Source organism: Methylobacterium sp. WL6 (assembly GCF_008040095.1).
In the GTDB taxonomy this organism is placed as follows: Bacteria; Pseudomonadota; Alphaproteobacteria; order Rhizobiales; family Beijerinckiaceae; genus Methylobacterium.
This window is the reverse complement of record NZ_VRVH01000018.1, coordinates 17933-42754: the sequence shown is the minus strand read 5'-3', so window position 1 is coordinate 42754 and position 24822 is coordinate 17933. Positions and strand designations below refer to the sequence as shown.

Here is a 24822-nt window from a genome sequence, read left to right as displayed (position 1 = left end):
GGAATGGAGGGTGACCGTGTCCCCGGACGCGATCTCGAGCACCGGCGGCAGCGCGGCGTCGAAGTAGCCGAGCACCATCTTGTCGGGGGTGGCCGGGATCTCGTGATGCGTCGGCATGTGCGCTCCTGATGTCAGACGGCGATGTGGCGGGTGAGGTCGGCGTGGCTGATCGCGCCGCGCTCGCTCCGCTCGACGATGCCCCCGCGCGAGAGGACCACGACGGAGTCGGCGAGGCGGATCGCGAAATCGAGATACTGCTCGACGAGCAGCACGGTGATCCGACCTTTGAGGCCGGCGATCACTGCCTCGATCGCCGAGACGATTGAGGGCTGGATGCCCTCGGTCGGCTCGTCGAGGAGCAGCAGCCGCGGGCGCGTCGCCAGCGCGCGGGCGATGGCGAGTTGCTGCTGCTGCCCGCCCGAGAGGTTGCCCCCGGGCCGGTGCCAAAGCTCGCGCAACGCAGGAAACAGCGCCGCCGCCTCGTCCACCGCCCCGGTGCGCTCCAGCCCATGAGCGCGGGCGGCGACGCGCAGGTTCTCTGCGACGGTCAGATCCGAAAAGATCTCGCGGCCCTGAGGCACCGTCGCAAGCCCGCCCCGCGCGCGCCGATCGGTCGGCCAAGATGCGATCTCGTCTTCGTCGAAGGCGATCCGCCCGCGGCTCGCCGGGATCAGCCCGGCCAGACACCGCAGCAGCGTGGTCTTGCCCGCGCCGTTGCGGCCGAGCACTGCGAGGCAGCTGCCCGGTTCGATCGTGAGCGCGACGCCGCGCAGCACCTGCGCGCTGCCGTAATGCTGGTCGAGCCCCTCGACCGTGAGCCGCATCGGCGGTGCTTCGGGCATGCTCATCGGCCTAGAAACACCTCGATCACGCGGGCATCTGCCCGAGCGCCGCGCATCCCGCCCTCGTAGAGGGTGCGGCCCTCGTGCAGCACCGTCACCCGGTCCGCGATGGCCTCGACGAAGGCCATGTCGTGCTCGATCACCACGATGGCCCGGTCGGGCCTTCGCAGCGCGCGGATCAGCGCGGCGGTGCGCTCGGTCTCCGCGTCCGAGAGCCCCGCCACCGGCTCGTCGAGCAGGATGATCCTGGGGTTCGAACCCAGCACCATGCCGATTTCCAGCCACTGCTTCTCGCCGTGGGCAAGTGCCCCGGCGAGTGCGTGCGCGCGGGGTTCGAGGCCGATCTCGCCGAGCACCGCCCCGATGCGCGCGGCGCGCTCCGATGCCGGGAGCCCAGCGCCGCAGCCGATGTCGAGGTTTTCGTACACCGTCAGCGCCGGGAAGACGCTCGGCTTCTGGAACTTGCGCCGCACGCCTGCCTTGGCGATCCCAGCCTCGGAGCACCTGGCGAGGTCCAGGCTGTCGCCGAGCATCACCCGGCCGCGGAGGGGCTTGGTGATTCCGGAGATCACGTCGAGGAGCGTGGTCTTGCCGGCCCCGTTCGGGCCGATGACGGCGCGGACCTCGCCGGCATCGACGGCGAGCGATAGCGCGGTCAGCGCCCGGAAGCGGCCGAAGACCACATCGAGCTTGTCGACCAGAAGGGCGCTCACCGGCCCCCTCCGTTGCGCAGCCATGTCGGCTTGGTGCGGAGGGAGGCGAAGTCGAGCAGGCCGTTCGGCAATGCCAGCACCACCACGAGCACCAGCCCCGACAGGATGAAGGGCCACGCCTCCGGCATCGCCGCACTGAGCCAGAACTTGAGCGCGTTGACTGCAACCGCGCCGATCACCGCACCGCCGAGACGGCCCATCCCGCCGATCGCCACCCAGACCGCGATCTCGATCGACAGGTCGGGGGCGAGCACCCGCGGGTTGATGATGCCGACCTGCGGCACGTAGAGCACGCCGGCCAGCGCCGCGATCATCGCCGAGAGGCACCAGATCCCGAGCTTCAGCCGTGTCGTGCCGTAGCCGAGGGTGCGCAGCCGGGTCTCGTCGTCGCGGCACGCCAGCATGCGTCGCCCGATCCGCCCCGCCACCAGCGCGCGGGTGCCGACGAGAACCGCCGCCAGCGCGCCGAGCGAGGCTAGGGCGAGGCCCGTCGTCACGGCCGCCGAGCCCATCGGATATCCGAACAGCAGCGGGAAGCCGGTCATGCCGTTGTTGCCGCCAAGCCCGGTATCGTTGCGGAACATCAGCAACATGGCGACGTAGACGAGTGCCTGGCTGATGATCGAGAAGTAGACGCCGTTCACCCGCGAGCGGAACGAGGCGAAGCCGAAGACGAAGGCGACGGCCCCCGACAGCGCCATCGCCAGGAACAGGGCGTAGGGCGCGTTGGTGAGCCCGGCCCAGTAGGCCGGCAGCGTCTTCCAGCCCATGAACTGCACGAAGTCCGGCGCGACCCCCGTCGCGGAGAACGCGTGCGACAACAGGTGCATGGCGCAGACGTAGCCGCCGATGGCGAAGAACAGCCCGTGACCGAGGCTGAGGATTCCAAGGTAGCCCCAGATGAGGTCGAGCGACACGGCGAGGATCGCGAAGACGGCGAGTTGCCCGATCGTGTTGACGACGTAGGGGGCGGGCTTCAGCCCGACGAGCACCAAACAAGCAGCCAGGATTAGCAGCAGGATGCCGACGAGGAGCGGTTCGTGAAGCCACGCGGCCGGCCGACGCGGACGTGCATTGACCGGGGACGGCAGGCTCTCGGCTGCCCCGCTCATCGCCGACGCCTCGCAACGAATAGGCCTTCGGGGCGTCGTTGGAGGAACACGATGATGCCGACGAGCACGATCACCTTGGCCGCGACCGCCCCGTAGAACGGCTCGATCAGCACGTTGGCCCCGCCGATGCCGAGCGCCGCCACCACCGTCCCGACCACGGTGCCGACGCCGCCCAGGACCACCACCATGAAGCTGTCGACGATGAAGGTCGCGCCCATGCCCGGATTGACGCTGTAGATCGGGCATAGGGCCACTCCCGCGAGCCCAGCGAGCCCTGAGCCGAAACCGAAGGCGAGGCGGTCGACCCGTCGGGTCCTAATGCCGAGCGCGCCGGCCATGTCGCGGTTCTGCGTCACCGCGCGGATGTCGAGGCCGAGCGGCGTGCGCTTGAGGATCAGCAGCGTCGCGGCGAGCGTCACCGCGGCGAAGGCGATGGCGAAGAGCCGGTTCCAGGTGACGATGAAGTCGGCGTAGAGCGGGACACCGCCGCTGACGTAGGACGGCATGCCGAATTGTAGGTTCTGCGAGCCGAAGACGACGCGCACAAGATTGATCAGGAACAGGCTCACCGCCCATGTGGCGAGCAGGCTCATCAGCGGCCTTCGGTAGAGGTGGCGTAGGATCAAGGCCTCGACGACGATGCCGACGCCGGCCGATGCCAGGAACGCGACGGGAATCGCCGCGACGAGGTAGAGGTCGATCAGACCCGGCGCGACCATCCGAAAGGCCTCCTGCACGCCGTAGGCGGCATAGGCGCCGACCATGATGAGCTCGCCCTGGGCGAGGTTGATCACCCCCATCAGCCCGAAGATGATCGCGAGGCCGACCGCTGCCATAAACAGGATGCTGGCAAAGCTCAGGGCGTTGTAGGAGAGCGCGAGTCCGTCGCCGATGGTGACCGCGCGTTCGACCCGCGCGATCCCCGCATCGAGCGCGGCTTTGAACGCCGGATCCGCGGCATAGGCCGGATCGGTCCGCAAACTCGCGAGCCGGGAGCGTGCGGCGCTCGACGGGGCGTCGGCGATGGCGCCGATGGCCGCCCGGCGGCGCGCGGGCTCGGGGGCGTTCAGCGCGGCGGCCTGCATTGCCTGAACGATCGCGGCGCGTAGAACCGCATCCGTCTCGGCGGCGCGGGCGCGCTCCAGGATGGTGTCGGCCTCGGGCACCGCTGCGGCCCGTCGCTCCAGGGTGGCGAGTCCGGCCGAACGCTGGGCAGTGCTGGCGCCGGCGAGCAGCGCGACGACCCCAGCGCCTGTCTCGACGAGCCCGCGTTGGCGCAGGCCGAGGACCGGCGAGTGTGCGCCGGCGGCCGACCGCGTCGCGCCGGTCGCGGCATCGCGGCCTTCGCTGCCCCCTGGGCGATCGAGCAGGACCGACGTGTCCCCGACGCAGGCGAGGCGTCGGTCGAGCAGCGCCCGCAGGATGGAGCCGGAGAACGCGAGGTCGTCGGCGCTGGCGGTGGCGGCGGATCGGACAACATCTTCCGCGCCGCGAGCGAGGCCGGCTCCGTCGCTGCAGACGGCCCTGGCGAGGGCCGAGCGGTCGATGGGGTCCGCAGCGGCCTGCGCCATCGAAGCGGACACCATCAGGATCAAGGCGAGGGCGACCCGCACCCCGCGAACGAGAAACGACACCGGTTGCGGCAACTCAGCCATACGGGCTGAACGGCACAGGCTTGGGGGCATCCGGCGACTGCCACAAGACGTCGAAGCCGCGCTTCTCGTTGACCGAGCCGATGAAGATCCCGCGCGAGACGTAGTTGTTCTCGCCTGTCATGGTCAGCGTGTAACCGGACGGTCCCTCGTAGCTGAGCCCCGCAAAGGCCTTGCGCACCTCGGGCACCGCGAAGCTCTTCGCCTTCGCGGCCGCCAGCGCCCAAAGCTGGACGCTGTCGTAGGCCGACACCATCGGATCGATCACCGTGTCGGCGCTGAAGGGCACGTTCTTGGCCTTCACATAGGCCGCCCAATCCGAGAGGAACGCCGCGTTGCGTTCACCCTTGGCGGCCTGAAGGTATGCCCAGCAATTGAGATGCCCGACCAGCTTGGTCGTATCCAGGCCCTCCAGATCCGCCTCGACCATGTCGAGGCCGAGGATCGGCACGTCGGTGGCGAGAATGCCTTGGTTGGCGAACTCGCGTAGGAAGTCCGGGATCGAGGAGCCGACGACAGTGAGGACGACGATCGGCTGGCCGCCGGGCTGGGCGGCGAACGTGCGGATCTGGTTCACCAGCGTCTGAAAGTTCGAGAAGCCGAGCGGCACGTACTCCTCGCGCCACGCGCTCTCGGCGATGCCCTTGGACGCCCAGTATCCCTTCAGGATCTTGTTGATGGTCCGCGGCCAGACGTAGTCCGAGCCGATCATGAAAAAGCGCTTGGCGGACACGCCCTCGGACCCCATCAGGTAATCCACGGCCGGCAGCACGGAACTTGCCGGCGGCGAGTTCACGTAGACGACGTTCTTGGAGTTCTCCTCGCCCTCGAAATGGAGCGGATAGAACAGCAGGCCGTCGTTCTGCTCCACCACCGGCAGCACGGATTTGCGCGACACCGAGGTCCAGCAGCCAAACAGGGCGGCGACCTTCTCCTGTTGCAGCATCTGCCGGCCGATCTGCGCGTAGAGCGGCCAATCGGAGGCCGGATCCGAGGTGACGACCTCGACCTGGCGCCCGTTGACGCCGCCCTTGGCGTTCAGCTGGTCTGCGGCCATGCGGACAACATAGTTGAGCCGCCCCTCGATGTTGGCCATCGTTCCAGACGATGAGAACAGGCAGCCGAGCTTGACCGTCTCTGCCGCCCAAGCTGGGCGAATCAGGGCTGGGGCGGCGAGCGCCGCGGCGGTTCCGATCAAGCCCCGTCTCGTGAATTCTGCCATCGGACCCATGCCCCTGCCTCGCTGTCGGATTGTCCGGGCGCGGGGCTGTGCGCGGAAGACCAAAGTGACTGCAGGCATGGCGGCGGCGTGCGCAAATGGCCGGCATGGCGCCCGCCCTGTGGGCGCGGTCGTGCCCAAACGTCAAAATTGCCGTTTGGGCGTCGGTCCGGCTCTTGCAGAGATCCGGCATTCCAAGGCGTCGAGCGCGCCGCGAGGACTGCTCTTGCATCGCGGCGACCGGACGGCTCCGAACAGGGAAGCTGCGCATGCGTCGATCCCGGCATACCGACCAGGAAGTGGCGTTCCTCCTGAAGGAGGCCGCAGCCGGGACCGCCATCGCGGAAATCTGCTCCGCCGCGCACGTCTCGATCGGTACGTTCTACCGCTGGCGCCGACGGCTCGGCGGCCTGCCGCCGGAGGGTGTCGAGCGGCTGGGGCAAGTCGAGCGCGAGAACGCGAGGCTCCGCGACGAGGTCCTGCGCCTGCGCAGCGCCTTGCGCACCGCCTCCACTCACGCGTCCGATGCCCGTCGTGCGCCCGGCGCGAAGCCGGACAATCGTATACCAGCGCCCGTGCATCATCGCGGCGGTGGCGCCTCCGTCGGTCGCTATGCCTTCGTCCGTGGAGCGAATTGACGAACCACCGCGGCGACGCCGGTCGACGGTCACGTCCGGAGGCTGTCGGAATGTGAAGGGCGCCACCACGTGATCCTAACGCGAGATGATCCAGGCGGCGTTGAGCGACGTCATGAACCGGCTTACAGCACCGCTCGGGTGAAGCCGTCGGCGCTGAATTGATCGAGCGGTCCGACGGCACTAGGCCGGGACGCGGCATTCAGGCGTTTGGGCGCTTTGGCATCAGACCGGCAGCGGCAGCGATGTAGGCGACCACGTTCGCGACGACGGCGACGACGAAGGCATCGACCAGCACAGAGCCACGGGCGGCGAGGATCCCTCCGATCGAGCTCGTGGCCACGAGCCCCCGCACGGGCGACGGCGGTGTTGAACCCCTGGGCCAAGCTACTGTAGCGTTCGTCGACGGACCCGACCGCCGCGCTCGTGAGCGGTGCCACGGCATAGGCCATGCCGAGTGCCGCGACGAAGGTGCCGGGCAGAACCGTCGACCCGTGGGCGTTGTGTCCGCCGATACGCAGAAGCAGAGGGAACCCGGCCGCGACGGCCAGGGGACCTGCAATCAGGCGGGGGCTGGACGCGATCCGGCCCGCGAGGCCGTTGAGCACCAGCGAGCCGATGGCGATAACGAGTGGGAGCGGCAGGAGCGCCAACCCGGCGACCGTCGAACCCGAATGTCCGAGAGCGGAGACGGTGCGGACCGGGCGGTCTTCGTCCGGCTTCCACGTGTGAGGCGCCGCATCGATCCGCCGCGATGCTGGAGCGTCATGACGTCGGAGCGTCGTGATGCCGTGGCCCTTCGGATCGAGGCGCAACGGTTCTCAGCTCGTGTCCCGGTACGGCGGCAGGCGGCCGCTCTCGCTCAGCACCGCCTCCGTGCCCTCGATCAAGAGATCGTTGACCTCGCAGGTGCGTGCGAACGAGCGTTCCGTCGGGCGCTGTAGCAGCACGGCCGGCCGGTCGACCTTTGCGCGCCGTGTTGCCTCGCGGAGTGACGTGAGTGCGCCGCACATCAAGGTGCGCACGTCCGTGGTGCCGGGCATTTGCGGCGACCGTCTGCAAGCAGTGACAAGTGATGACGGTCAAGCTTAGGCATGGCTGCTTGATTCGAGCAAATCGATTGTCAGTCGAGCTATTCGGATCCGCACCGACGTCTTGGCTTTCATCGACGATGAATCGCCATTCAGGACTGCTTAAGCATCCTGCGCTTACGACCTCGTCCGCCCTTCCCCACCATTGCCTGCTGCCTGCTGCTGACGGCCGAGCAGGACGCCGGAGGTTGCCTTGGTTTGGCGTATGGCGCTGCCCGAGCGTGATCCGAACCGGTTCAAGCGTCCGCCCTATGGTATGGCACTTGGACTTGCAGAACGGATGGCATGGCCAAGTCTCCGAAGCCCGGTGTGATTATTGCCAAGCTGCGGCTAGCGGATGTCCGGGCCCGTAGTCTGGCACGCCTTGCGGCTCCGAAAGCGGGTTCCGATCGGCCTGAGGAGAGATGGGCCAGTGACGGGTTCGGGAAAGCAGGGTCGGGCCACTCGGGGGCATCGGGGCTTCCTCGTCGGGGTGCGTGGGATCCGAAGGTGGCCTGGGCGTTTAGCCCATGAAGTGCCAGGCGGCCTCGGACGTCGTGCGCTCGTGGGAGACGATGTCATCGGGTCGGAGCCCGACCTCGCCGATCCGGGCCTTCTCCGAGTGGTCGAGGGCGAGGTCCCGCTCCTTGGCGGCGGCGGCGTGCTCGCCGTTCGCAAGATGCCTGGCGGAATGCCGGTAATGGGCGGCGGCCCGGTCATGCTGGTGCGCGGCTTCCTCGCAGATCCGTGCCATCTTGCTCATCGCCATCGTCCTTCCCCCGAATTGGTGCCCATCAGCCGCGTGCGGCCCTCGTCAGCCGCGGACCTGGCTCTGCGCCATGTCGCGGTCCCAGGTCGTCCTGGCCGCCTCGCGGGCGGCGCGGGCGGCGCTCGCGGTGGCCGTCGCCGCGCGAACGATGGACGCACGCGCTCCGGACGCCGCCCGACGCATCGCCGCCATGTTGGAGCTGATGGAGGCCGCGACGGCATCCTGTGATTTCCGCACCGCCGCCTGCGTCGCCTCCACGGACTTCTGCGCGGAATCGGCGGCCTTGCGCATCGAGGCGTTCGCCGAGACCCCCGCCGCCCTGTTGGCCGCGGCGATCTTGGTCTCGGCCCGGTTGGCGGCCTCCGCGGCGTCGGTGACGAGCTTCCCGATCATGTCGGCGGATTGCTTCGGGGCACCCTTCACCGCCGCCTTCGAGGCCTGCATCGCGAGCCGGGCCGCCTCACGGGCCGCATCGGCGGCCTCGTTCGCCTCGCGCCCGGCCTCCCGCATCGTCGCCGCGGCATCCGTGGAAGGTGCCATCGGCGTTTGCGCCATCGCCGTCGTTATCGTCGTCAGGGCGAGGAAGGTCGCAGTCAGTACCGTCGTCGTTCTCATGTCGCGATCCATTCGTGGTGTGGGGTGTAGACGGCAGGGCGGGCCTGCCGACGGGGGCGTTCTCAATCGACCTGCGGGGTCTTGGAGGCGACGCCCCAATAGGCATCCGCCTTCGCCGTCTGCAGGGCGAACGGCTCCGCCTTGACGAACCGGCCCTCGACGATACGCGGAGCCTGGTCCATGGCGTCCTTGGTCGTATCGAGGACGAGGATGTTCAGGTTGGGCGAGACCTTGAACCGGTCCCACGGGACCGCGACGTGGCGTTCGCCGAGGCCGAAGACGCCGCCGCGAGCGACGACGAGGTAGGCGATCCCGCCGCCCTCGGGCCCCATGACGATGTCGTCCACGCTGCCGAGCGCCACGTTGGCCGGCGTGCGCACCTCGCTCCCGAGCAGGTCGTCCGACCGGAAGGCGACGGACCGGCTCACGACCGGCCGCGCCAGCGAGAGCTCCTGCTCGCGGAAGCCCAGGGCGTTCGCGACCCGGAGGTCCCGGCCCTGAATGCCGGTCTTGTACCGGTCGTAGCTGGCCTGGATCTGGACCAGCACGTCCTCGCACGGCTGCTGCCTGCCGTGGCGCGCCAGGATGTCGGCGGCGGAGAGGAGCACCCGGACCTCGTATCCGGGACGGGCGTTTGCGTACCCCATCATCGCGGACGCGGCGCCCATCGCCATGCCGTTGTTCCCGGCCAAGCCGCCGAACCAGTATCCGCCGAGGGGATAGCCGTATCCGTAGCCCGACCCGCCGAGCCAGTAGCCGTCTTTCTCCATCCGGGCGTCGAAGGCCTTGAGGTGGTCGAGGCAGGCCTGCGCCGGCTTGGCATCCGTCTCCGCCATGGGTCCGGCCTTCGGCTCCTCGGCGGCCCGGAGCGGAGCCATCAGGGAGAGCGAAACGACCGCCCCGAGGGCGATGGATCTGGCTGGCCGTTGCATGTTCGTGTTCCGGGTTGTCGGGCGCCCAAAGACTGCTCGCCCCGTTCATCCCCGGGTTTGCCCCTTCGGCCCCCTCGATACTTTGTTCTGGATCAAGTCCGGCCCACGTCGGTGGGTGAAGGCGCCTTGTCAGGCGCCGACGGCCCGCACGTCCTCCTCGTTCGCGCCCGGTGGCTGGAGGAGTTGGGCGAGCGCCTGGAGGCTTTCCGTGATGTGCGTGAGCACCGTCCGTATCCTCGGCGTGTCGCGATTGTCCTTGTGGACCAGCAGGAGGATGTCGGCGCTGGGCGGTTCCGTCGGCACGTCCATCCGGATCAGCCTGGGCTCGTCGTCCCCTCGGAAACGGGCGAGGCAGGCCAGCCCGCCGCCGCTGGCAGCGGCCTGCACGGCGGCCTCGTGGCTGCTCGTCTGCAGGACGACACGGGACATCGAGGCCATCTCGGTCAGCCAAGCCGACTGCGTCATCTCCTGGCTGTCCTCCATCTGCGTGATCAGGTGATGGTCCGGGCAGCCCTCGGCGAAGTTCAGGTCGCCCCGTTCCCTGATGTAATCCGACGTGGCGTAGAGGCCGAAGGCGATGCCGCCGATGCGCCGCACCACGAGGTCGTTCTGCTCGGGCTGCCGCATGCGGACCGAGATGTCCGCCTCGCGCATCGCCAGGCTGAGTTCCCTCGGGTTGGGGATCAGCTCGATCATGATGTCGGGATGCCTGGCGTGCAGGCCGGCGAAGCTCGGTGCCAGCAGGTGCGCAGCCATCGTCTCGGCGCAGGTCACCCGCACCAGCCCCCGCAGACGGCTGTCGCGGCCGGTGACATCCCGCTCAAGGGCCAAGGCCTCGGCTTCCAGACGCTCGGCCTTCTCGCGGACTTCCTTCCCGGCCAGCGTCGGCACGTAGCCGTCGGGGGTCCGGTTGAGCAGGCGCACCGCAAGGGTCGCCTCCAGCGAGTTCAGGCGCCGTCCCACGGTCGATTGCGAGACGTGGAGCACCTTGGCGGCGCTTGAAAGGCTGCCGTGCCGGACGAGCGTCAGAAAAAATCTCAGGTCGTCCCAGTCCAGCATGTGCTCCCCGCGATCCGTTTTCGCATTCCTCCTCGTCAGCTTTGGTGGCCGACTTCGTCGCGGATGAGCCTATGCTGAATGGCAGGAAATCACCACGCAGGAAATATTTTCGCCATCTGAGAATTCTCCTGGCCACTATTTCCTTCCTGGAGAATTCGATGGCACCACCACCCGTCAAACCAGGTCTTGGAGCCGCCACACCCATCGACAAGCGCGAACTCCAGACGGTGATCGACCAGAGCAAGGCCGACCCGACCGCCGTCCGGACCCTGCGCTGCCACACTGTCGCGCAAGGAAGGCTGAGCCAGCTCAATTACATCCGGGACCTGCCGCCGCAGCCGGTGACGGAGCACGCGCCCGAGGGCCCGCTCGGCGAGGCCGCCGCCCCGAACGCCTCCGAGGCCCTGCTCGCGGCCCTCGGCTCATGCCTTTCCATCGGTATCCACGCCAACGCCCTCGCCCAGGGCATCCGGATCCGCTCGCTGGAACTCGACATCGAAGCCGACATCCACATGACCTCGGTCTGGGGCGGCGGCGACCGGCAACCGAGGACCATCGGCTTCGAGAGCATCCGGGTGTCGGTGAGGATGGACGCCGATGCGTCCCGAAAGGCACTCGCGGCGCTCGTCAGGCATACGGTTCTATGGTCGGCAGTGGCGAACACCCTTCACAACCCGGTCCATCTCGACATCGCGCTCGCACCCGCCGCAGCCGCCTGAAACGAGGCCGGACATGACCGTCACATCGTTCCTTTCCGCGTTGGGACAGCGCCGCGCGAGACCTCGGACAAGAGTGGAACCGCCTCCGATCCTTGGTTCGCCGCCCGCCGTGTTCCACGACCGGGACGTGCACGGGGTGGTGATCCTCGATCGGCTTGCCACGGAGGCGAAGGCGCATGCGGCCGCGTTGGCCCTGAGCGAGGAGCGCCTCCGCTTCACCCAGGAGGCCGGACGCATCGGTTCCTGGACCCTCGACCTCGCGACGATGTCGCTCGACGCATCGGAGGGATGCAAGGCGAACTTCGGACGCGATCCCCTCGCACCCTTCACCTACGAGGCCTGGATCGAGGGTGTCCACGCGGAGGACAGGGGACGCATGCAGGGAGCGGTCTCGGCGGCCATCGCCGGGGACACGCAGTACGACCACGAATTCCGGATCACCTACCCGGACGGGGCGGTCCATTGGATACACGCCCGCGGGCATGCCTCCTACCGAATGGACGGGACGGCCCTGACCATCGCCGGCATCTCGCTCGACATCACCGACCGCAGGAGGGTCGAGGCGCACCGCGACCTGTTGGCGAAGGAACTGGCCCACCGGGTCAAGAACACCCTCGCGACGGTGCAGTCCATCGTCCGCCAGACCCTCCGCAGGTCCGCCTCCCTGGAAGAGGCCGAGACCATCCTCGACGCCCGCATCCTGGCGTTGTCGGCCGCGCACGACGTGCTCATCCGCGACACCTGGGAGGGGGCGACCCTGGGCGAGGTCGTCGGCGTCGCGCTGCGCCCATTCGGGACAGACCAGGAGGGGCGCTTCACGTGCCGGGGGCCCAGCGTCCAGTTCGCCTCGCGGGTCGCGCTGGCCTTCGCCATGGCCCTCCATGAACTCGCCACCAACGCCGTCAAATACGGAGCCTTGTCCACGGCGGCCGGAAGCGTCCTGCTGACGTGGGACATCCTCGAGGTCGACGGCTTGGAACGGCTGCGTTTCACCTGGGAGGAGGCGGGGGGACCGGCCGTTGCCCCGCCGACCAGGGCGGGCTTCGGGTCTCGTATGATCGAACGCGCCCTGGCGGTCGAGATCGGCGGGACCGCCGAGATCGATTACCGCCCGGCCGGCATCCTCTTTTCGGCCACGGCGATCCTGAGCGAGATCCTGCGGTTCGATTGAGTGGCGGACACAGATCCTTGGTCTCGGGATGCAAGCAAAACTGCGTCTCCGGTCGGCGCTTTTGGTTCCGCACCCTGACGCCGCATGCACGTTATACTTAGGCGTAGACCGACCTGGATTGCCCGCTCCGAAAGGTCACAATGTTCAGAGCCAACGCCTTTTCCGTTCTAGCCAAGTCGGTCACGACCGTGCGTGACGGAGCGGAAGACAGTCGTGCCTGGGACGACGTCACGGTCCGATTGGCCGCCGGCGCCCTCCAGCGCGCCTTCAAGCTCGACGAGGGTGCCCGGAACCACTTCCTCGACCTCGCCCGGCATGCGGAGCGCGTCCGTGCGACCGAACGCTGGCGCGGTCGCTGACCCGACGTATCTCCCTGGCCGTTCGACGAAGCCTTACCGAACCGGAAGGACAGAGCCATGTCGATCCATCCACTTACGGTCATTCCCGCACCCTACCGGCCCATCCCGAATTCGCTCCTTCGCAACGGGGTCGGAAAGGCCCGCCTCATCAGCCTCTCGGCGGCCCTGCCGCTGGTGGAACGCGATGTCCTGGAGCCGTTGAGCCGACGCGTTTCGCTCGCGCACGGAGAGACCCTGTACGGACAGGACGAGCCCGCTTGCTCGGTCTTCAACGTCACCTCGGGGGCGCTGCGCCTGTACCGCATCCTCCCGGACGGGCGCCGGCAGGTCACCGGCTTCGCGTTCCCGGGCGACTTCCTCGGGCTTTCCCTGCTCGACCGGTTCGCCGTCTCCGCGGACGCACTCGGTTCGGTCACCGCTTGCCGGTTCGAACGGCTGGCGTTCAAGGACCTGATCTGCGGACATCCCGGCCTGATGATGCACCTGCACGAGATCACCGGACAGGAACTGTCCCGGGCCAAGGACATGATGATGCTTCTCGGGCGGCGTACCGCGGAGGAGAAGATCGGTGCGTTCCTGGTGGGGCTCCAGGAACGCTACGTCCGGATCGGGCTATCCGCGGTCACCCTCGAACTGCCGATGGGACGCCTGGACATCGCCGACCACCTCGGCCTGACCATCGAGACGGTGAGCCGGACCCTGTCGCGCCTCGACCGGGACGGCTGCCTCCTGATCGTCCCCGGGGGCGTGCGCCTCCTTGACCAGGCGCGCCTCGCCCGGATGTCGGCGCACTGAGCCTGGGCCCACGGGCGAACGACCGGGAGTGAGTCGGGTGCCTGCCGTCCTCCCAATCGTCCGCGCCTCGGCAGCGATGCCGTCAGAGGTCCGGGGGGGGGCGGACAGGCGGCCGCCTGAGGTCATACCACCGAGGCTTCAATACCGGCGCATCGGGTCTCAGATTCGTTCCGGTGGCGAGTGGATCCTGCGGGCGGATGTCGCTCGGCACCACCTCCTCGGATCGCGGCATGTTCGGGCCGTCGGACAGGGCGCGGGTTTCCTCTGCGTGCGCCGCCTGGACCGTCGTCCCGACGAGAAGCGCCCCGAAGGCGGCGTACGCGATCCTGATCGATCCTGTCGTCGTCCGTCCTTTCCGGGGCGAGTGTCTTGGCCACCCCGACGTCATGGCCAGCATGCGCGTATCGGCACCGTCGGACTTTGCGCTGGATCAAGGACCCCATGGGACCGGCGACTAGGGTCCGTCCCATGGGCACCGACGGAACCGTCCTGCCGCCGGCCCTCCCCAGCGGCGGTTCCCAAGCCGACGGGCCACGCGCCCTTCCGCCCCGGCCTCGCCAGGCATCGCCGGAGACGGTCCGCATCCTCCACGATCCAGGAAACAGATCATGACCATCGACAAGACGCTTCAGACGAACGTCCTCGCCGAGCTCAGCTGGGAGCCGAGCGTGACCGCCGCCCATATCGGCGTGACCGCCAAGGACGGTGTCGTGACCCTGACCGGCCACGTGCAGAACTACATGGAGAAGCACGCCGCCGAGAAGGCCGCCGGACGCGTCAAGGGCGTCCGCGCCGTCGCCGAGGAGATCGAGGTCCGCCTTCCGTTCGAGGCCAGGAAAAGCGACGACCAGATCGCCGCCGCCCTCGTGCAGCGGCTCGATTGGAACGTCTCCGTTCCGGACGAGGCGGTGAAGGTGAAGGTCGAGAAGGGTTGGGTCACGCTCACCGGCAGGGTCGAGTGGCAGTACCAGAAGGCGGCCGCGGAGCATGACATCCGCGGGATGCTCGGCGTGGTCGGCATTACGAACCTGATCACGATCAACCCGCATCCGAACGCGACCGACATCAGCGCGGACATCACCAAGGCGCTTCATCGGAGCTGGTACGACCCGAAGACCATCAGCGTCACCGCCCACGGCGGTGTCGTCCACCTCGGCGGCACGGTCCACACTTGGTACGACCGACAGTTGGCCGGATGGACGGCCTGGGGCGCGCCCGGCGCGACGACGGTCGACAACGACATCCGCGTCGTCTGAGCGAACTGCGACCCCCACCGTCACCGCACCGGGCAGGTCGCCCGGTGCGGAGTCCGTCAGGAACCCCATCCGATGATCAATGCCCGGATACACGGTCACGACCGGACCCTCCTCGGCCGGATCTTCCACCACCCTGCCAGCAACAACCTGGAATGGCGGGAGGTGGTGGCCTTCATTGGGAGGATCGGCAGCACCGAGGAGAAGCGCGACGACACGTGGGGCTTCACCCTGGCCGGCCGGACCGCGACCTTCCTCCGTCCGCGGGACAAGGACATGGAACCGCGCGAGGTCGAGCGTCTGCGCCACCTGATGCAGGATGCCGGGCTGTCGCCCTACTCCACCGAGATCCTTGAGGCCTCGCCAACCCCGGTGAAGAGCGATGCCCTCATCGTCGTCGACCACCACGAGGCGCGGATCTATCGCCTCGATCCCGAGACCGCGGGCGGCGAGACCGAGACGACGCTACGGCCCTACGACCCGAAGGGCTACATCCACCATCTCTCCCAAAAGGAGGCCAACCATCGCGGCCAGCGCGCGCCCGAGGACCTCGGCTACTACGACCGCATCGCCGAGGCCGTCGCACGAGCGCCACGCGTCGCCATCGTCGGCCACGGGACCGGCAAGGCCAGCGCGATGGCCGTCCTCTCGGAGCGCCTGCGAGAGCATCACCACGCGATACAGGGACGCGTGGTGGCGACTGCGACCATCGACCTTTCGGCGGCGACGGACAGCCAGCTGCTGGCGCTCGGGCGCGGGATGCTGACCCGGGACGACCGGTCATGAATGCCCACGTTTCCATGGTCGACGACCGCGACCTGACGCTGGAGGAGGCGACCGCAATCGTCCGGCGCGCCGTCACCGAGGCCTGCCGGCTCGGGATCACCGTGAGCGTCGCGGTCTGTGGCCCACAGGGCCGTCTCGTCGCCTTCTCGAAAATGGACGGCGCTGGCTGCATGAGCGCCCGCGGGGCCATCGGGAAGGCCGTGGCCTCGGCCATCTCGGGCGAGCCGAGCGAGATCATGCCGCCGCCCGGGGATGACCTTTATTGTTCCGTCGTCGAAGGCGAGGGAACCGCGGCGTTCCACGAGCGCGGCGGCATTCCCCTTCGGCGGGATGGCACCCTCATCGGTGCCATAGGCGTCTACGGCGAGGCATCACGGGAACAGGATCGCGCCTGCGCGACCGTCGGGGCGGCCACCTACGGGTGACGCCGGCCCCGGCCATGGCACCCTCGACGACGCAGGCGGGCGACCATGCTCGTCGGAACCCGCTCCCGATCCACCGTCAAGACCGACGAACGTTGCGACCCCGAAGGTCCGCATCGTATCGTCTTCGCTGATCGAGACATACTCGCCCTCCACGAAACGGTGGCTGCCCAGCCGGTAGCCAGGCTCGTCGTCATCCGTCGTCCTGTCGTCGTGGTCGATCAGCCACTTGCCCCCACCGAAGCCACCCTGCCGGTGGATCAGGCGCCCGTCGCGGTACGGCTCCCCGAGCCAGAACCGGCGGACGCGGCAAAAGTCCCGCATCTTGCGCCAGAGCACCGGATCGAGCTCTCCCCTGGCGTCGAGGGGCGCGTCGATCTCGTAGCGGCGGTCGACGCTTCCACTGGGAAAATCCGGTCCGCGGGCGAATGTCAGGGTGACGTGGGGCAGCGTGGTGTTCTCCATCGGTGAGGGTACGCGCCCCCGCGGGGTCAGAGGACCTCGTGGACCGGTCGTCCCGTCCGTTCGAACGCGTCGATGTTGGCGACGGTCGTCTCGGCGATGGCCGTCATCGCCTCGACCGTGAAGAAGCCCTGATGCCCAGTGACGAGCACGTTCGAGAACATCAGCAGGCGCTCGAAGACGTCGTCCCGGATCACCGCGTCGGACTTGTCCTCGAAGAAAAGCTCTTCCTCCTCCTCGTAGACGTCGAGGCCGAGGTGTCCGATCCGACCCTCGTTCAGGCCGGCAACGACGGCCTTGGTATCGATGATGGCGCCGCGGCTGGTGTTGATCAGCATCACGCCGCGCTTCATCACGCCGATGGCGGCCGCATCGATGAGATGGTGCGTCTCGGGCGTCAGGGGGCAGTGCAGGGAGATGATGTCCGAGGTGGCGAGCAGGTCCTGGAGCGGGCGGTAGACGACGCCCATGGCCTCGCAGGCCGGGCTCGGCTCGACGTCGTATCCCAGGACCTTGCAGCCGAAGCCCAGCATGATCCTGGCGACGCCCTGGCCGATCCGGCCGGTTCCCACGATTCCCACTGTGCGGCCATACAGGTTGAACCCGAGCAGGCCATCGAGAGCGAAGTTGCCGTCCCGGACCCGGGCGTAGGCGCGGTGGATGTGCCGGTCGAGGGACAGCATCAGCGCCACGGCGTGCTCGGAAACGGCCTCGGGGGAGTAGGCCGGGACCCGGGCGACGCGGATGCCGTGATGCTTGGCGGCGGCGAGGTCGACGTTGTTGAACCCTGCGGACCGCAGGACGACGAGGCGCACACCGAGTTGCGCGAACACATTGAGGGCGGCGGTGTCGACCGCGTCGTTGACGAACGCACAGACGACCTGGGCCTTGCCGGCGAGGACCGCCGTGGTCCGGTCGAGCCGCGCATCGATGTAGGTCAGGGCGTGGCGGCCCGCGACCGCCGCGTCGAGGAAGCGCTGGTCGTACGGCTTGGTGCTGAAGACCGCGACATCCATGTGGTCATCCTTGGGCGTGAGGGCGTTCGAGGAGAAGGCATTTGGGTCGAAGCCGCTCAGGCGGGCGCCAGGACTGAGACGAAAGGCTTCGTGCCGTCCTGCGCGAGGGGTCCCTGCTCGGCCGTGCCGGTCTCCCGGAGGAACAGGGCGAGGACCAAGGCCAGGACGACGCCGCCCACCAGGGGCAGGAAGGCGGTCTGGAAGTCAGCCAGGGTCAAGGGGACGCCCTGCCGCGGTTGCATCAGGTGCGAGATGAACGGCGACATGATCCCCGTCGTCACGAAGACGAGGAAGTTCATCACCCCGGCCGCGGTGCCCTTCACCTCCGACGGGTTTGTCTCCTTCATCATCGAGAAGGGGATCATCGCCGCCCCGGACGCGATGCCGAGGACGAGGGCCACGGAGTAGCGCGGCAGCGTGCCCACCGGGACGTAGATGGCCGTCAGGCCCGCGGCGAGCATCAGCAGGGCGCCGCCCAGCAGCACCGGCTTACGCCGGCCGAGCCTGTCCGAGACGTATCCGAGGAGCGGACACCCGAGGACCCAGCCGATGGGCACCATGGCCGCGTCCGACGCGGCGTCCGCCATCGACAGGTTCTCGCCGGCATGGAGGAACGACGTGGCCCAGACCAGGGCACCGATGGTGGTGGGCAGGAACAGAAGGCCCCCGACGATGCCGGCGAGCCAGCTCTGCGGATTACCGAAGATAACCTTGAACGGATGGAGCAGGGCGGAGACCGAGAACTCGGCATGGTGGCTCGGGCTGTCGCCGGTCTCGCGCGGCATCACGAACCAAGTCGCGAGGGCCAAGACAAAGCCCATCGCGGCGAAGGTGACCCAGACATGCTGCCAGGGGACGTTGAAGCCGCCGGCCGGGTCGATGGCCATGTGGACGGGCTTCGATCCGAACGCCGCGCCGGCCATGCCCAGGCATTGCGTGAGGCCGATGAACAGCGCCAGCATGCGCGTCGGCAGGTACCGGGCCGCCACGTAGGACGAACCGACGAAGGCGAAGATCGCCCCGGTCGCCTGAAGCACGAAGCCGATCATGCCGGCCGCCTCGCTGCCCTGCGCGAACACGAGACATCCGAGGCCGACGACGGCGATGCCGTACGGGATGGTCCGGTGGGCGCCGTACCGGTCCAGCAGGACGCCTGCGACCAGGGCCATCACCGCGTAGGCGACGTAATAGGCCGAGATCATCGTCCCGATGTGATTGGCACCCCAGGCCGAGGTCAGTTCCGCCTGCATCACCCCGGGCGCAGACCGCACCGCGTACTGGAAGAAGTAGAAGACCGCGCAGAGCACCCAGGAAAGGAGGAACAGGAGCTTGAGCTCGGCCGGCGGCGAAGGATCGGATCGTCCACCTGCAGGCAGCGCCACCGAGAGGTCTTTTGGATCGCCTTTGGCGATTGCCGCGTCCACCATTTCGAGATCTCTCCGGCATTCGCGGCTGACCGCGGTTTCGTGATGCCCGCCCGGAAAGCACGTTCTTCCATGGTCGTTCGCGACATCGAGAGCTCCTGGTGCGGGGACGCGTCCTGCGAGCGAACGAGGGGGACGCGAAGACCCTAGATCGGGGCTCGGGACGAAGCCTTGCGCTGGATCAAGGATACCGCCCGCGTTCCCGCCGTAGGCTCGTTCCCAGCTGGCACCTCGATGGGCGGACCTCGCTCGCGACCGTGATCGGCCCACGAGGAACGGGTGACATGGGCGGGAGAACTCGAAGGTTCCCGGACGATGGGAGCGACGTCGGGGCCATGCTCGACGGCATCTCGGCGGTGCTGGGGGCGCTCGTGGTCCTCACTCCGTTCCTGTTCTTGGAGACCGGGAACTCCCCCGCCGCACTGAACGCCTTCGCATGCGGGTTTGCCGTCATGGGCTTGGCCTTCCTCGACGGGCCCGAACCAGAGCCCTGGACGCGGTGGGCATCCAGTGTGCTGGGTGCCTGGGTCGCCGTCTCGCCCTGGATGCTTCAACGGGCTCTCCTACCAATGGGCGCCGTCAGTCGACCGCCGATGGCCGAGCCCGCGATCTCGATGCCGTTCGTCCTCGGTGTTGGTATCGCGGTCGTCGCCGCCCTCGACATCGTCCGGACCACCTCGAAGTACCGTCGGTCGCTCACGAAAGGACGATCGACAGCGCATGCCCTGAGGGAAATCGGACGTCAGGTACCGGCATTCCTCACGCGATGAAGGGGCTTTCCCTGCGAGCCGCGACGCGCCTCCGCCCGAACCGAGCCGGATACGCCTTCGGGTCAGCCTGTTCGGTCGGGAGGTCCCGTTCGAGGCGTTCCGCGACCTCGCGGATGACACCCGCGATCCGGTCCCGAGTATCCTCCGGCTCCCGTCGGATCGCCACGGCGAGATGGCCCAGGGTGCGGCGCTTATTATTGATCAGGCCAGCTTCGGGACGTCGCCGGAAAGCCGCCGGGCCCGCTGCTCGTATCCTCCCGACGGATGAATCTCGTCTTGCAGGGGACCGACCTGGCCCCGAGAGAACGGACCGAGGCCTTCCGGCGCGGCGCGGCCTTCGTGAACATGATGTCCCGGTGTCGAGACGGCATGCGTCGCCTTCGGAGCCAGCTGCGACCCGGTGCCGGTGCCGTCCTCCGCAGCCATCTCGCCGGCGAGACGCTCGACCACGTCGAGGGCGGCCCCGATCCCGTCGGCCTGCAGGCAGACCTCGTCCTCGTCGATCCGGCAGGCGTCGTCCCCGGTCCACCACCGCCCGTCGTCGATCAGGCGGAGCACCTCGACGAGACGGTCACGCTGCTTGGTCAGGGCCTCGACGGCGCGGGGACAGGTCATCTCGAATTCCTTCTCGCCGTGGTCGAACGCGGGGCGTCGACCGTGCAGGCGCGGGGATCACCGTAGATGCCGGGCCGGCATCGTCCTTGCGGTGGATCAACGACCTCGCCGGACGTCGATCCACCGGATGGCGTTCAGTGAGACATCAGGCAACAGACAGGGCTGTGGTCGAGGAGGGTGCGCGTCACGCCGCCGAAGAACCATTCCCGCAGGCGACTGTACCCGAAGGCTCCGCTGACGATCAGGTCCGCCCCGAACATCTCTGCGGCGTCGAGCAGGGTCTCGGCCGTCCCGCCAGCCTTCGGGACCTTGAGAACCCCCACGGCCTTGACGCCGTGCAGGCCGAGATAGGCGACGACGTCCTCCAACTCGGTCCGGTCGGTGCCCTCCGCGACCTGGACGACCTGGACCTGTTCGGCGAGCGTCAGGAACGGCATCGCATCGGAGATCGCCCTCCGGCCCTGCGGGGTGTCCTTCCAGGCCACCACCACGCGGGTCGCCGACAGTCGCTCCACGCCGTGCGGCACGACGAGGATCGGCCGGCCCACCGTCATCAGTGCGTCACCGGGTCCGACGGCGGCCGCGTGATGCGGCAGGTCGTTCTTCCCCTGACGCCCGACCACGACGAGATCGGCCGCCCGCGACTGCTCCGCGAGGAACGTGAGCGTTTCCCTGAGCTCGGAACGCCACTCGATCCGCTCCGCCGGCCGGGCCGCAAGACGGAAAGTCTCTTCCGCCCGGTGCAACTCACCGAAGGCTTTCTGGCGGAGGTCCTCGATCCCGTATCCGGTCGGCACGGACGTCTCCCCGAACCCCCGCGGGTAGTCCGGTGCCCAGGCCGCGACGCCGATGAGGCGTGCATCGAGCCGTCGCGCGAGATGCGCGGCCACACCGATCCGCGGAGCCGTCCGCTCCCCGGGATCCACGGCGACGATGATGCTGGCATACGACATGGTGGACCTCCCCTGAAGACGGGAGGACCATGCCGGTTCGCCGGGCATCCATCGTTGATCCAGCGCAAACCCGTTCCGGGCGGCGAAAGGCCAGGCATCGTCGTCCGCCGACGATGGCCCGGTACGATTTCCGGCCCCGCCCTTGCGTTGGGTCAAAGCCGGCACCTCGGCGGACGGGCATCGTCCGGTTTCCCGCAGCCGAGCGAGCCGTCCCGTCCATGACATTCGCGAGCATCATGGTGTCCGTCGATCTCGCAGGCGACCCGGAAGCCCTGCTCGACCTGGCGTCCGAGGGCGCAACCAACCTGATCGTCATGGGAGCCTACGGTCATGGGCGCTTGCGGGAGGCCGTCCTCGCGGCGTCACCCGGGATGTCCTGCGCCGTTGCCCCGTCTGCAGCTTCCTGGGCCACTGATGACCGAGCACGCCCCGACGAGCGGCATGATCCCTCCCGCGAAATGCCGATGACGGCGGTAAGCCGCCGGTCGACGGTGCGGTCACCCAGCTGGCCCGGCAGTTGATGGAAGCCGGATTGGAAGGGCTTTCCGAACGCGAGCGGCGGGTGATCCTTCATATCGCCAAGCGGCGGTACGTGTCCCGGGACGTGAACCGCGTCGTCGTCGAGCACCAGACCTTCGGCGAGCGCCTCGGGGACCGCGTCGCCCAGTTGGGTGGCTCGTGGGGCTTCATCCTGGTCTTCACGGGAATGCTCGTCGCGTGGGTCGTCGTGAACACCGTCGTCCTGGCCCGCGCCGGCGCCTTCGACCCCTACCCCTACATCTTCCTGAATCTGATCCTGTCGATGGTCGCCGCTCTTCAGGCGCCGGTGATCCTCATGTCGCAGAACCCGCCGGGCGGCGCGGGATCGCATGGCGGCCGGTCTCGACTACGAGATCAACCTGAAGGCGGAGGTCGAGATCATGGCCTCGCACGACAAGCTCGATCGCATCCGGATGGCGCGTCTCGAGGGCATGCTGGCCGACCAGTCGACGCGGATCGAGGCCATCGCCAAGGCGGTCGGTGCCGGCGCCGAGAAGGCGAGGCGTCCCTGACGGGTTTTCGATGTCCGCTTCCTAGGGATGCAGGTTGGAAGCCTCCATGGCAGGACGGTCATTGCTCCAGGGACTTCAGGTAGGCCAACACGTCCGTGATCTGGTCGGGCTCGAGCTCGAACTGGGGCATGGTCGGATGCCCCGTGGTGATACCCTCCGCCAGGGCCTCGCCGAGGTCCTCGACCGGATACTTCGTATGGAGTTCCCGGAATGCGGGTGCGACGGCCAGGGGGCTTTCCCCGATCCGGCCGACGGCATGGCAGGTGGCGCAGTTCGCGCCGACGAAGGTCTTGCCACGTTGGACCTGTCCATCCGTGGCCGCCGCCGCGACCTGTAGGAGGCCGGTCATGAGCAGCGCGGATACGGGAAGGCGAATGGACATGGGATGGCTCCGGGTTCGGCTGATGCCATGACGCGCCTCGCGCCGGACGCATCCGAGAAGCGAGGCCGGCAGGCCCCCATCGACGCGGAAGGTCCAGGCGGCGGGTCGGCTCGACGATAGGGCGGCGACCGGGACGTCGCTCAGGATACGGGCCACATCAGGCAGACGGCGGTTGCCGATCCGAGGACGGCGACCCCCAGCATCCGCAGGCTCTCCGTCAATGGATCGAGCGATGCCGCAGTCGGCGTCGCTCGCGTGACGGCGACATTGGTCAACGATGCGACGTACGTGCTCATGACCGATGGACCCCTGATTTCCGGTCGCGCCCTGTTACGGCCGACCACGACCCAGGGATGGCCGCGTTGTCGGGCCCGGTCTTTGATCGAGATCAACCCCGGTGTTCTCGGTGGACCCGTGCTCGCCGCCCGAGCCGCTCGTTCGGTCATGAACAATTCCGGTGATGCCTGATCCTTGCGCTGGATCAAGGACTGCTCCGGTTCCGCCACCTAGCGTTCACCGGATGCCGGGACGCGTTTCGACGTCGTCGCCGGACAGCCTCGCATCGGGCGGGGTCGCCGAGCCCTTCCGCGCATCGGCGATCCCGGCAGCCCCCAAGGAGACCGTCATGTCCCACGACACCAGCCTGCAACACCGCGTCACGGCCGAACTCATCTGGGATCCGGCGGTGACCTCCTCGGAGATCGGCGTCACGGCCAGGGACGGCGTGGTCGCCCTGTCCGGTCAGGTGGGGACCTACGACGAGAAGATCGCTGCCGAGGCCGCCGCATGCCGCGTCAGGGGCGTCAGGGCCCTCGTGCAGGAGATCGAGGTCGTGGTGCCCTACGCCCGCAAGCGGTCCGACGAGGACATCGCCGCGACCGCCATCGCCCGTCTCGCCTGGAACGTCGCCGTCCCTCCGGATCGCGTCATGGTGAAGGTCTCGAAGGGGACCGTCATCCTGACCGGCGACGTCGACCATCGCTTCCAGTCCGAGGTCGCCGAGCGCGAGCTTCGGCAGTTGTCCGGTGTCGTCGCCGTGAACAACCGGATCGTGGTCAAGCCCCAGGTCGACGTCGAGGCCGTCAGCGACAGCATCAGCGAGGCGCTGGATCGCTCTTGGCTGTTCGATCCGAAGACCGTGACCGTCAAGGCGGATGGCGGGACCGTCTACCTCGGCGGGACCGTGCGCACCATGCAGGAGCGCAGGGAGGCGATGGGGGCCGCGTGGGCCTCCCCTGGCACCACCGCGGTCGAGAACCGCATCAGCGTCGTCTGAGCGACGCGAAGCCCCTGCCGGTCCTCGTGGGCCCGGCAGGGATTCCGACCTCCAAAAAAGGAAATCGACCATGACGAAGCCCCACAACGAGCATCGCCAGTCCACGGACGACGAGGATAACGGCACCGATGGAGGCCGCCGCATCGAGGGTGCCGCCGACGAGATCTTCTGGCGCGCGAGCGACGCCGTTGAAGACGTCGCCAAGCGGGCGACCCATCTGGCACAGGATACCCTCGACCGCGGACGGGCTGGCATCCGCAGGGCCGAACGGTCGAGCCGCGGCGGACATCCGGGACGGGAGGAGCGCGGCCTGACATTGCCCTTGGCAACCGCCCTGGCCGTCGGCGCCATGGGCTACGCCATCGCGACCCTGATCCAGGGAGCGATGAGTAAGCGTCATGCCGCCTTGCACAGGGCATCGCCGGAGACGCCTCCGGCATAGGCGTGGCGGTGCCCATGACCATCGATCCCGACCATCGCGAGGACCAGAGCATGCCCACCGATACGACGCAGACCGAAGGCGACATCCGTCTCAGAGCCTTTGAGCTCTGGAACATGCGTGGCCGCCCTCATGGCTACGAGGTCGAATTCTGGCTCCAGGCCGAATGCGAGCTTGAGGGCGAGAAGACCGGTAAGCCGGTGCTCCCCGACGGGGACTTCGTGAAGAGTGGGTCGGGGTCCGATTGCTGTTGCTGAACCCCCGACCCTCGAACTCCCGGACAAAGGCGAGCGTCCCCCTCGAGAGACCC

30 protein-coding genes and 3 pseudogenes are annotated in these 24822 nt (G+C 68.3%); 14 read left to right on the top strand and 19 right to left on the bottom strand.

What is annotated here, in order from left to right; genetic code table 11:
- The 6 genes and pseudogenes from FV230_RS30540 to FV230_RS04895 all read right to left on the bottom strand — a co-directional run.
- A pseudogene (locus FV230_RS30540) lies at nt 1-117 on the bottom strand (amidase); the annotation flags it as partial.
- Nucleotides 118-131: 14 nt separating this feature from the next.
- Nucleotides 132-848 (bottom strand): ATP-binding cassette domain-containing protein, encoded by a 717-nt coding sequence (locus tag FV230_RS04915; RefSeq protein WP_243937433.1) that lies wholly within the window; start codon nt 846-848, stop codon nt 132-134.
- A complete protein-coding gene (locus tag FV230_RS04910; RefSeq protein ID WP_147841487.1) occupies nt 845-1555 on the bottom strand; it encodes an ATP-binding cassette domain-containing protein in 711 nt (236 codons plus the stop codon). The genes FV230_RS04915 and FV230_RS04910 overlap by 4 nt, the downstream gene beginning before the upstream one ends.
- Nucleotides 1552-2667 (bottom strand): urea ABC transporter permease subunit UrtC, encoded by a 1116-nt coding sequence (gene urtC, locus FV230_RS04905; protein WP_147841486.1) that lies wholly within the window; start codon nt 2665-2667, stop codon nt 1552-1554. Before urtC ends, FV230_RS04910 begins: the two co-directional genes overlap by 4 nt.
- The gene (gene urtB / locus FV230_RS04900) at nt 2664-4301 is read right to left on the bottom strand and encodes an urea ABC transporter permease subunit UrtB (protein ID WP_246694740.1); all 1638 of its coding nucleotides are present in this window, start codon (nt 4299-4301) and stop codon (nt 2664-2666) included. Before urtB ends, urtC begins: the two co-directional genes overlap by 4 nt.
- 13 nt (nt 4302-4314) lie before the next feature.
- Nucleotides 4315-5541, bottom strand: a complete 1227-nt coding sequence (locus FV230_RS04895; protein WP_147728917.1) for a transporter substrate-binding protein — start codon at nt 5539-5541, stop codon at nt 4315-4317.
- 266 nt (nt 5542-5807) lie between these two features.
- On the opposite strand from FV230_RS04895, the gene FV230_RS04890 reads away from it, so the two are divergent.
- Entirely contained in the window at nt 5808-6176 is a 369-nt protein-coding gene (locus FV230_RS04890) for a transposase (RefSeq protein ID WP_187275388.1), read from the top strand.
- A 122-nt stretch (nt 6177-6298) separates the two neighbouring features.
- Here FV230_RS04890 and FV230_RS04885 read toward each other — a convergent pair whose 3' ends face one another.
- The 6 genes from FV230_RS04885 to FV230_RS04860 all read right to left on the bottom strand — a co-directional run bounded on the left by FV230_RS04885 (nt 6299) and on the right by FV230_RS04860 (nt 10618).
- Entirely contained in the window at nt 6299-6988 is a 690-nt protein-coding gene (locus FV230_RS04885) for an MFS transporter (protein WP_147841484.1), read from the bottom strand.
- Between the two features lie 6 nt (nt 6989-6994).
- Nucleotides 6995-7216: a hypothetical protein gene (locus FV230_RS04880; protein WP_147841483.1), complete on the bottom strand. Its 222-nt coding sequence runs from the start codon at nt 7214-7216 to the stop codon at nt 6995-6997.
- A gap of 550 nt (nt 7217-7766) precedes the next feature.
- A complete protein-coding gene (locus FV230_RS04875) occupies nt 7767-8006 on the bottom strand; it encodes a hypothetical protein (protein ID WP_147841482.1) in 240 nt (79 codons plus the stop codon).
- A gap of 51 nt (nt 8007-8057) precedes the next feature.
- Nucleotides 8058-8627, bottom strand: a complete 570-nt coding sequence (locus tag FV230_RS04870; protein WP_147841481.1) for a hypothetical protein — start codon at nt 8625-8627, stop codon at nt 8058-8060.
- 62 nt (nt 8628-8689) lie between these two features.
- Nucleotides 8690-9463, bottom strand: a complete 774-nt coding sequence (locus FV230_RS04865) for a PRC-barrel domain-containing protein (RefSeq protein ID WP_187275387.1) — start codon at nt 9461-9463, stop codon at nt 8690-8692.
- 225 nt (nt 9464-9688) lie between these two features.
- On the bottom strand, nt 9689-10618 hold the full coding sequence (locus tag FV230_RS04860) for a LysR family transcriptional regulator (RefSeq protein WP_147841479.1): 930 nt from the start codon (nt 10616-10618) through the stop codon (nt 9689-9691).
- Between the two features lie 44 nt (nt 10619-10662).
- On the opposite strand from FV230_RS04860, the gene FV230_RS04855 reads away from it, so the two are divergent.
- From FV230_RS04855 to FV230_RS04825, 7 genes are all read left to right on the top strand, one after another.
- On the top strand, nt 10663-11337 hold the full coding sequence (locus tag FV230_RS04855) for an OsmC family protein (protein ID WP_246694739.1): 675 nt from the start codon (nt 10663-10665) through the stop codon (nt 11335-11337).
- Nucleotides 11338-11410: 73 nt separating this feature from the next.
- Complete coding sequence (locus tag FV230_RS04850; RefSeq protein WP_187275386.1) at nt 11411-12508, top strand: sensor histidine kinase; 1098 nt, start codon at nt 11411-11413, stop codon at nt 12506-12508.
- A 140-nt stretch (nt 12509-12648) separates the two neighbouring features.
- Nucleotides 12649-12867 carry a hypothetical protein gene (locus tag FV230_RS04845; protein WP_147841477.1) on the top strand — a complete coding sequence of 73 codons (219 nt, stop codon included), beginning with the start codon at nt 12649-12651 and terminating at the stop codon, nt 12865-12867.
- Between the two features lie 57 nt (nt 12868-12924).
- Nucleotides 12925-13662: a cyclic nucleotide-binding domain-containing protein gene (locus tag FV230_RS04840; protein WP_147841476.1), complete on the top strand. Its 738-nt coding sequence runs from the start codon at nt 12925-12927 to the stop codon at nt 13660-13662.
- A 608-nt stretch (nt 13663-14270) separates the two neighbouring features.
- On the top strand, nt 14271-14918 hold the full coding sequence (locus tag FV230_RS04835; protein ID WP_147841475.1) for a BON domain-containing protein: 648 nt from the start codon (nt 14271-14273) through the stop codon (nt 14916-14918).
- Nucleotides 14919-14990: 72 nt separating this feature from the next.
- Nucleotides 14991-15701 carry a hypothetical protein gene (locus FV230_RS04830; RefSeq protein ID WP_147841474.1) on the top strand — a complete coding sequence of 237 codons (711 nt, stop codon included), beginning with the start codon at nt 14991-14993 and terminating at the stop codon, nt 15699-15701.
- The gene (locus tag FV230_RS04825; protein WP_147841473.1) at nt 15698-16126 is read left to right on the top strand and encodes a heme-binding protein; all 429 of its coding nucleotides are present in this window, start codon (nt 15698-15700) and stop codon (nt 16124-16126) included. The genes FV230_RS04830 and FV230_RS04825 overlap by 4 nt, the downstream gene beginning before the upstream one ends.
- A 93-nt stretch (nt 16127-16219) precedes the next feature.
- Here FV230_RS04825 and FV230_RS04820 read toward each other — a convergent pair.
- From FV230_RS04820 to FV230_RS04810, 3 genes and pseudogenes are all read right to left on the bottom strand, one after another.
- Nucleotides 16220-16588: pseudogene (locus tag FV230_RS04820) on the bottom strand (hypothetical protein); the annotation flags it as partial.
- Between the two features lie 26 nt (nt 16589-16614).
- A complete protein-coding gene (locus FV230_RS04815; RefSeq protein WP_147841472.1) occupies nt 16615-17601 on the bottom strand; it encodes a 2-hydroxyacid dehydrogenase in 987 nt (328 codons plus the stop codon).
- 56 nt (nt 17602-17657) lie between these two features.
- The gene (locus FV230_RS04810; RefSeq protein WP_147841471.1) at nt 17658-19028 is read right to left on the bottom strand and encodes an MFS transporter; all 1371 of its coding nucleotides are present in this window, start codon (nt 19026-19028) and stop codon (nt 17658-17660) included.
- 332 nt (nt 19029-19360) lie between these two features.
- On the opposite strand from FV230_RS04810, the gene FV230_RS04805 reads away from it, so the two are divergent.
- A complete protein-coding gene (locus FV230_RS04805) occupies nt 19361-19795 on the top strand; it encodes a hypothetical protein (protein WP_147841470.1) in 435 nt (144 codons plus the stop codon).
- A 201-nt stretch (nt 19796-19996) separates the two neighbouring features.
- Here FV230_RS04805 and FV230_RS04800 read toward each other — a convergent pair whose 3' ends face one another.
- Both FV230_RS04800 and FV230_RS04795 read right to left on the bottom strand, forming a co-directional pair.
- Nucleotides 19997-20410 (bottom strand): hypothetical protein, encoded by a 414-nt coding sequence (locus tag FV230_RS04800; RefSeq protein ID WP_147841469.1) that lies wholly within the window; start codon nt 20408-20410, stop codon nt 19997-19999.
- A gap of 134 nt (nt 20411-20544) precedes the next feature.
- Complete coding sequence (locus FV230_RS04795; protein ID WP_246694738.1) at nt 20545-21519, bottom strand: universal stress protein; 975 nt, start codon at nt 21517-21519, stop codon at nt 20545-20547.
- A 364-nt stretch (nt 21520-21883) separates the two neighbouring features.
- On the opposite strand from FV230_RS04795, the pseudogene FV230_RS31340 reads away from it, so the two are divergent.
- Both FV230_RS31340 and FV230_RS31335 read left to right on the top strand, forming a co-directional pair.
- Nucleotides 21884-22150: pseudogene (locus FV230_RS31340) on the top strand (DUF1003 domain-containing protein); the annotation flags it as partial.
- 82 nt (nt 22151-22232) lie between these two features.
- Nucleotides 22233-22415: a hypothetical protein gene (locus FV230_RS31335; protein ID WP_348642122.1), complete on the top strand. Its 183-nt coding sequence runs from the start codon at nt 22233-22235 to the stop codon at nt 22413-22415.
- Nucleotides 22416-22473: 58 nt separating this feature from the next.
- On the opposite strand, the gene FV230_RS04785 is transcribed toward FV230_RS31335, so the two are convergent.
- Nucleotides 22474-22797, bottom strand: coding sequence for a cytochrome c (locus tag FV230_RS04785; RefSeq protein ID WP_187274699.1), 324 nt, complete (start codon nt 22795-22797; stop codon nt 22474-22476).
- 140 nt (nt 22798-22937) lie between these two features.
- Nucleotides 22938-23282: a hypothetical protein gene (locus FV230_RS04780; RefSeq protein WP_147841468.1), complete on the bottom strand. Its 345-nt coding sequence runs from the start codon at nt 23280-23282 to the stop codon at nt 22938-22940.
- A 140-nt stretch (nt 23283-23422) separates the two neighbouring features.
- On the opposite strand from FV230_RS04780, the gene FV230_RS04775 reads away from it, so the two are divergent.
- From FV230_RS04775 to FV230_RS04765, 3 genes are all read left to right on the top strand, one after another.
- Nucleotides 23423-24073 carry a BON domain-containing protein gene (locus FV230_RS04775; RefSeq protein ID WP_147724787.1) on the top strand — a complete coding sequence of 217 codons (651 nt, stop codon included), beginning with the start codon at nt 23423-23425 and terminating at the stop codon, nt 24071-24073.
- A gap of 70 nt (nt 24074-24143) precedes the next feature.
- A complete protein-coding gene (locus FV230_RS04770; RefSeq protein ID WP_147841467.1) occupies nt 24144-24515 on the top strand; it encodes a hypothetical protein in 372 nt (123 codons plus the stop codon).
- A gap of 14 nt (nt 24516-24529) precedes the next feature.
- The gene (locus FV230_RS04765; RefSeq protein ID WP_246694737.1) at nt 24530-24769 is read left to right on the top strand and encodes a DUF2934 domain-containing protein; all 240 of its coding nucleotides are present in this window, start codon (nt 24530-24532) and stop codon (nt 24767-24769) included.
- Nucleotides 24770-24822 lie beyond the last annotated feature (53 nt).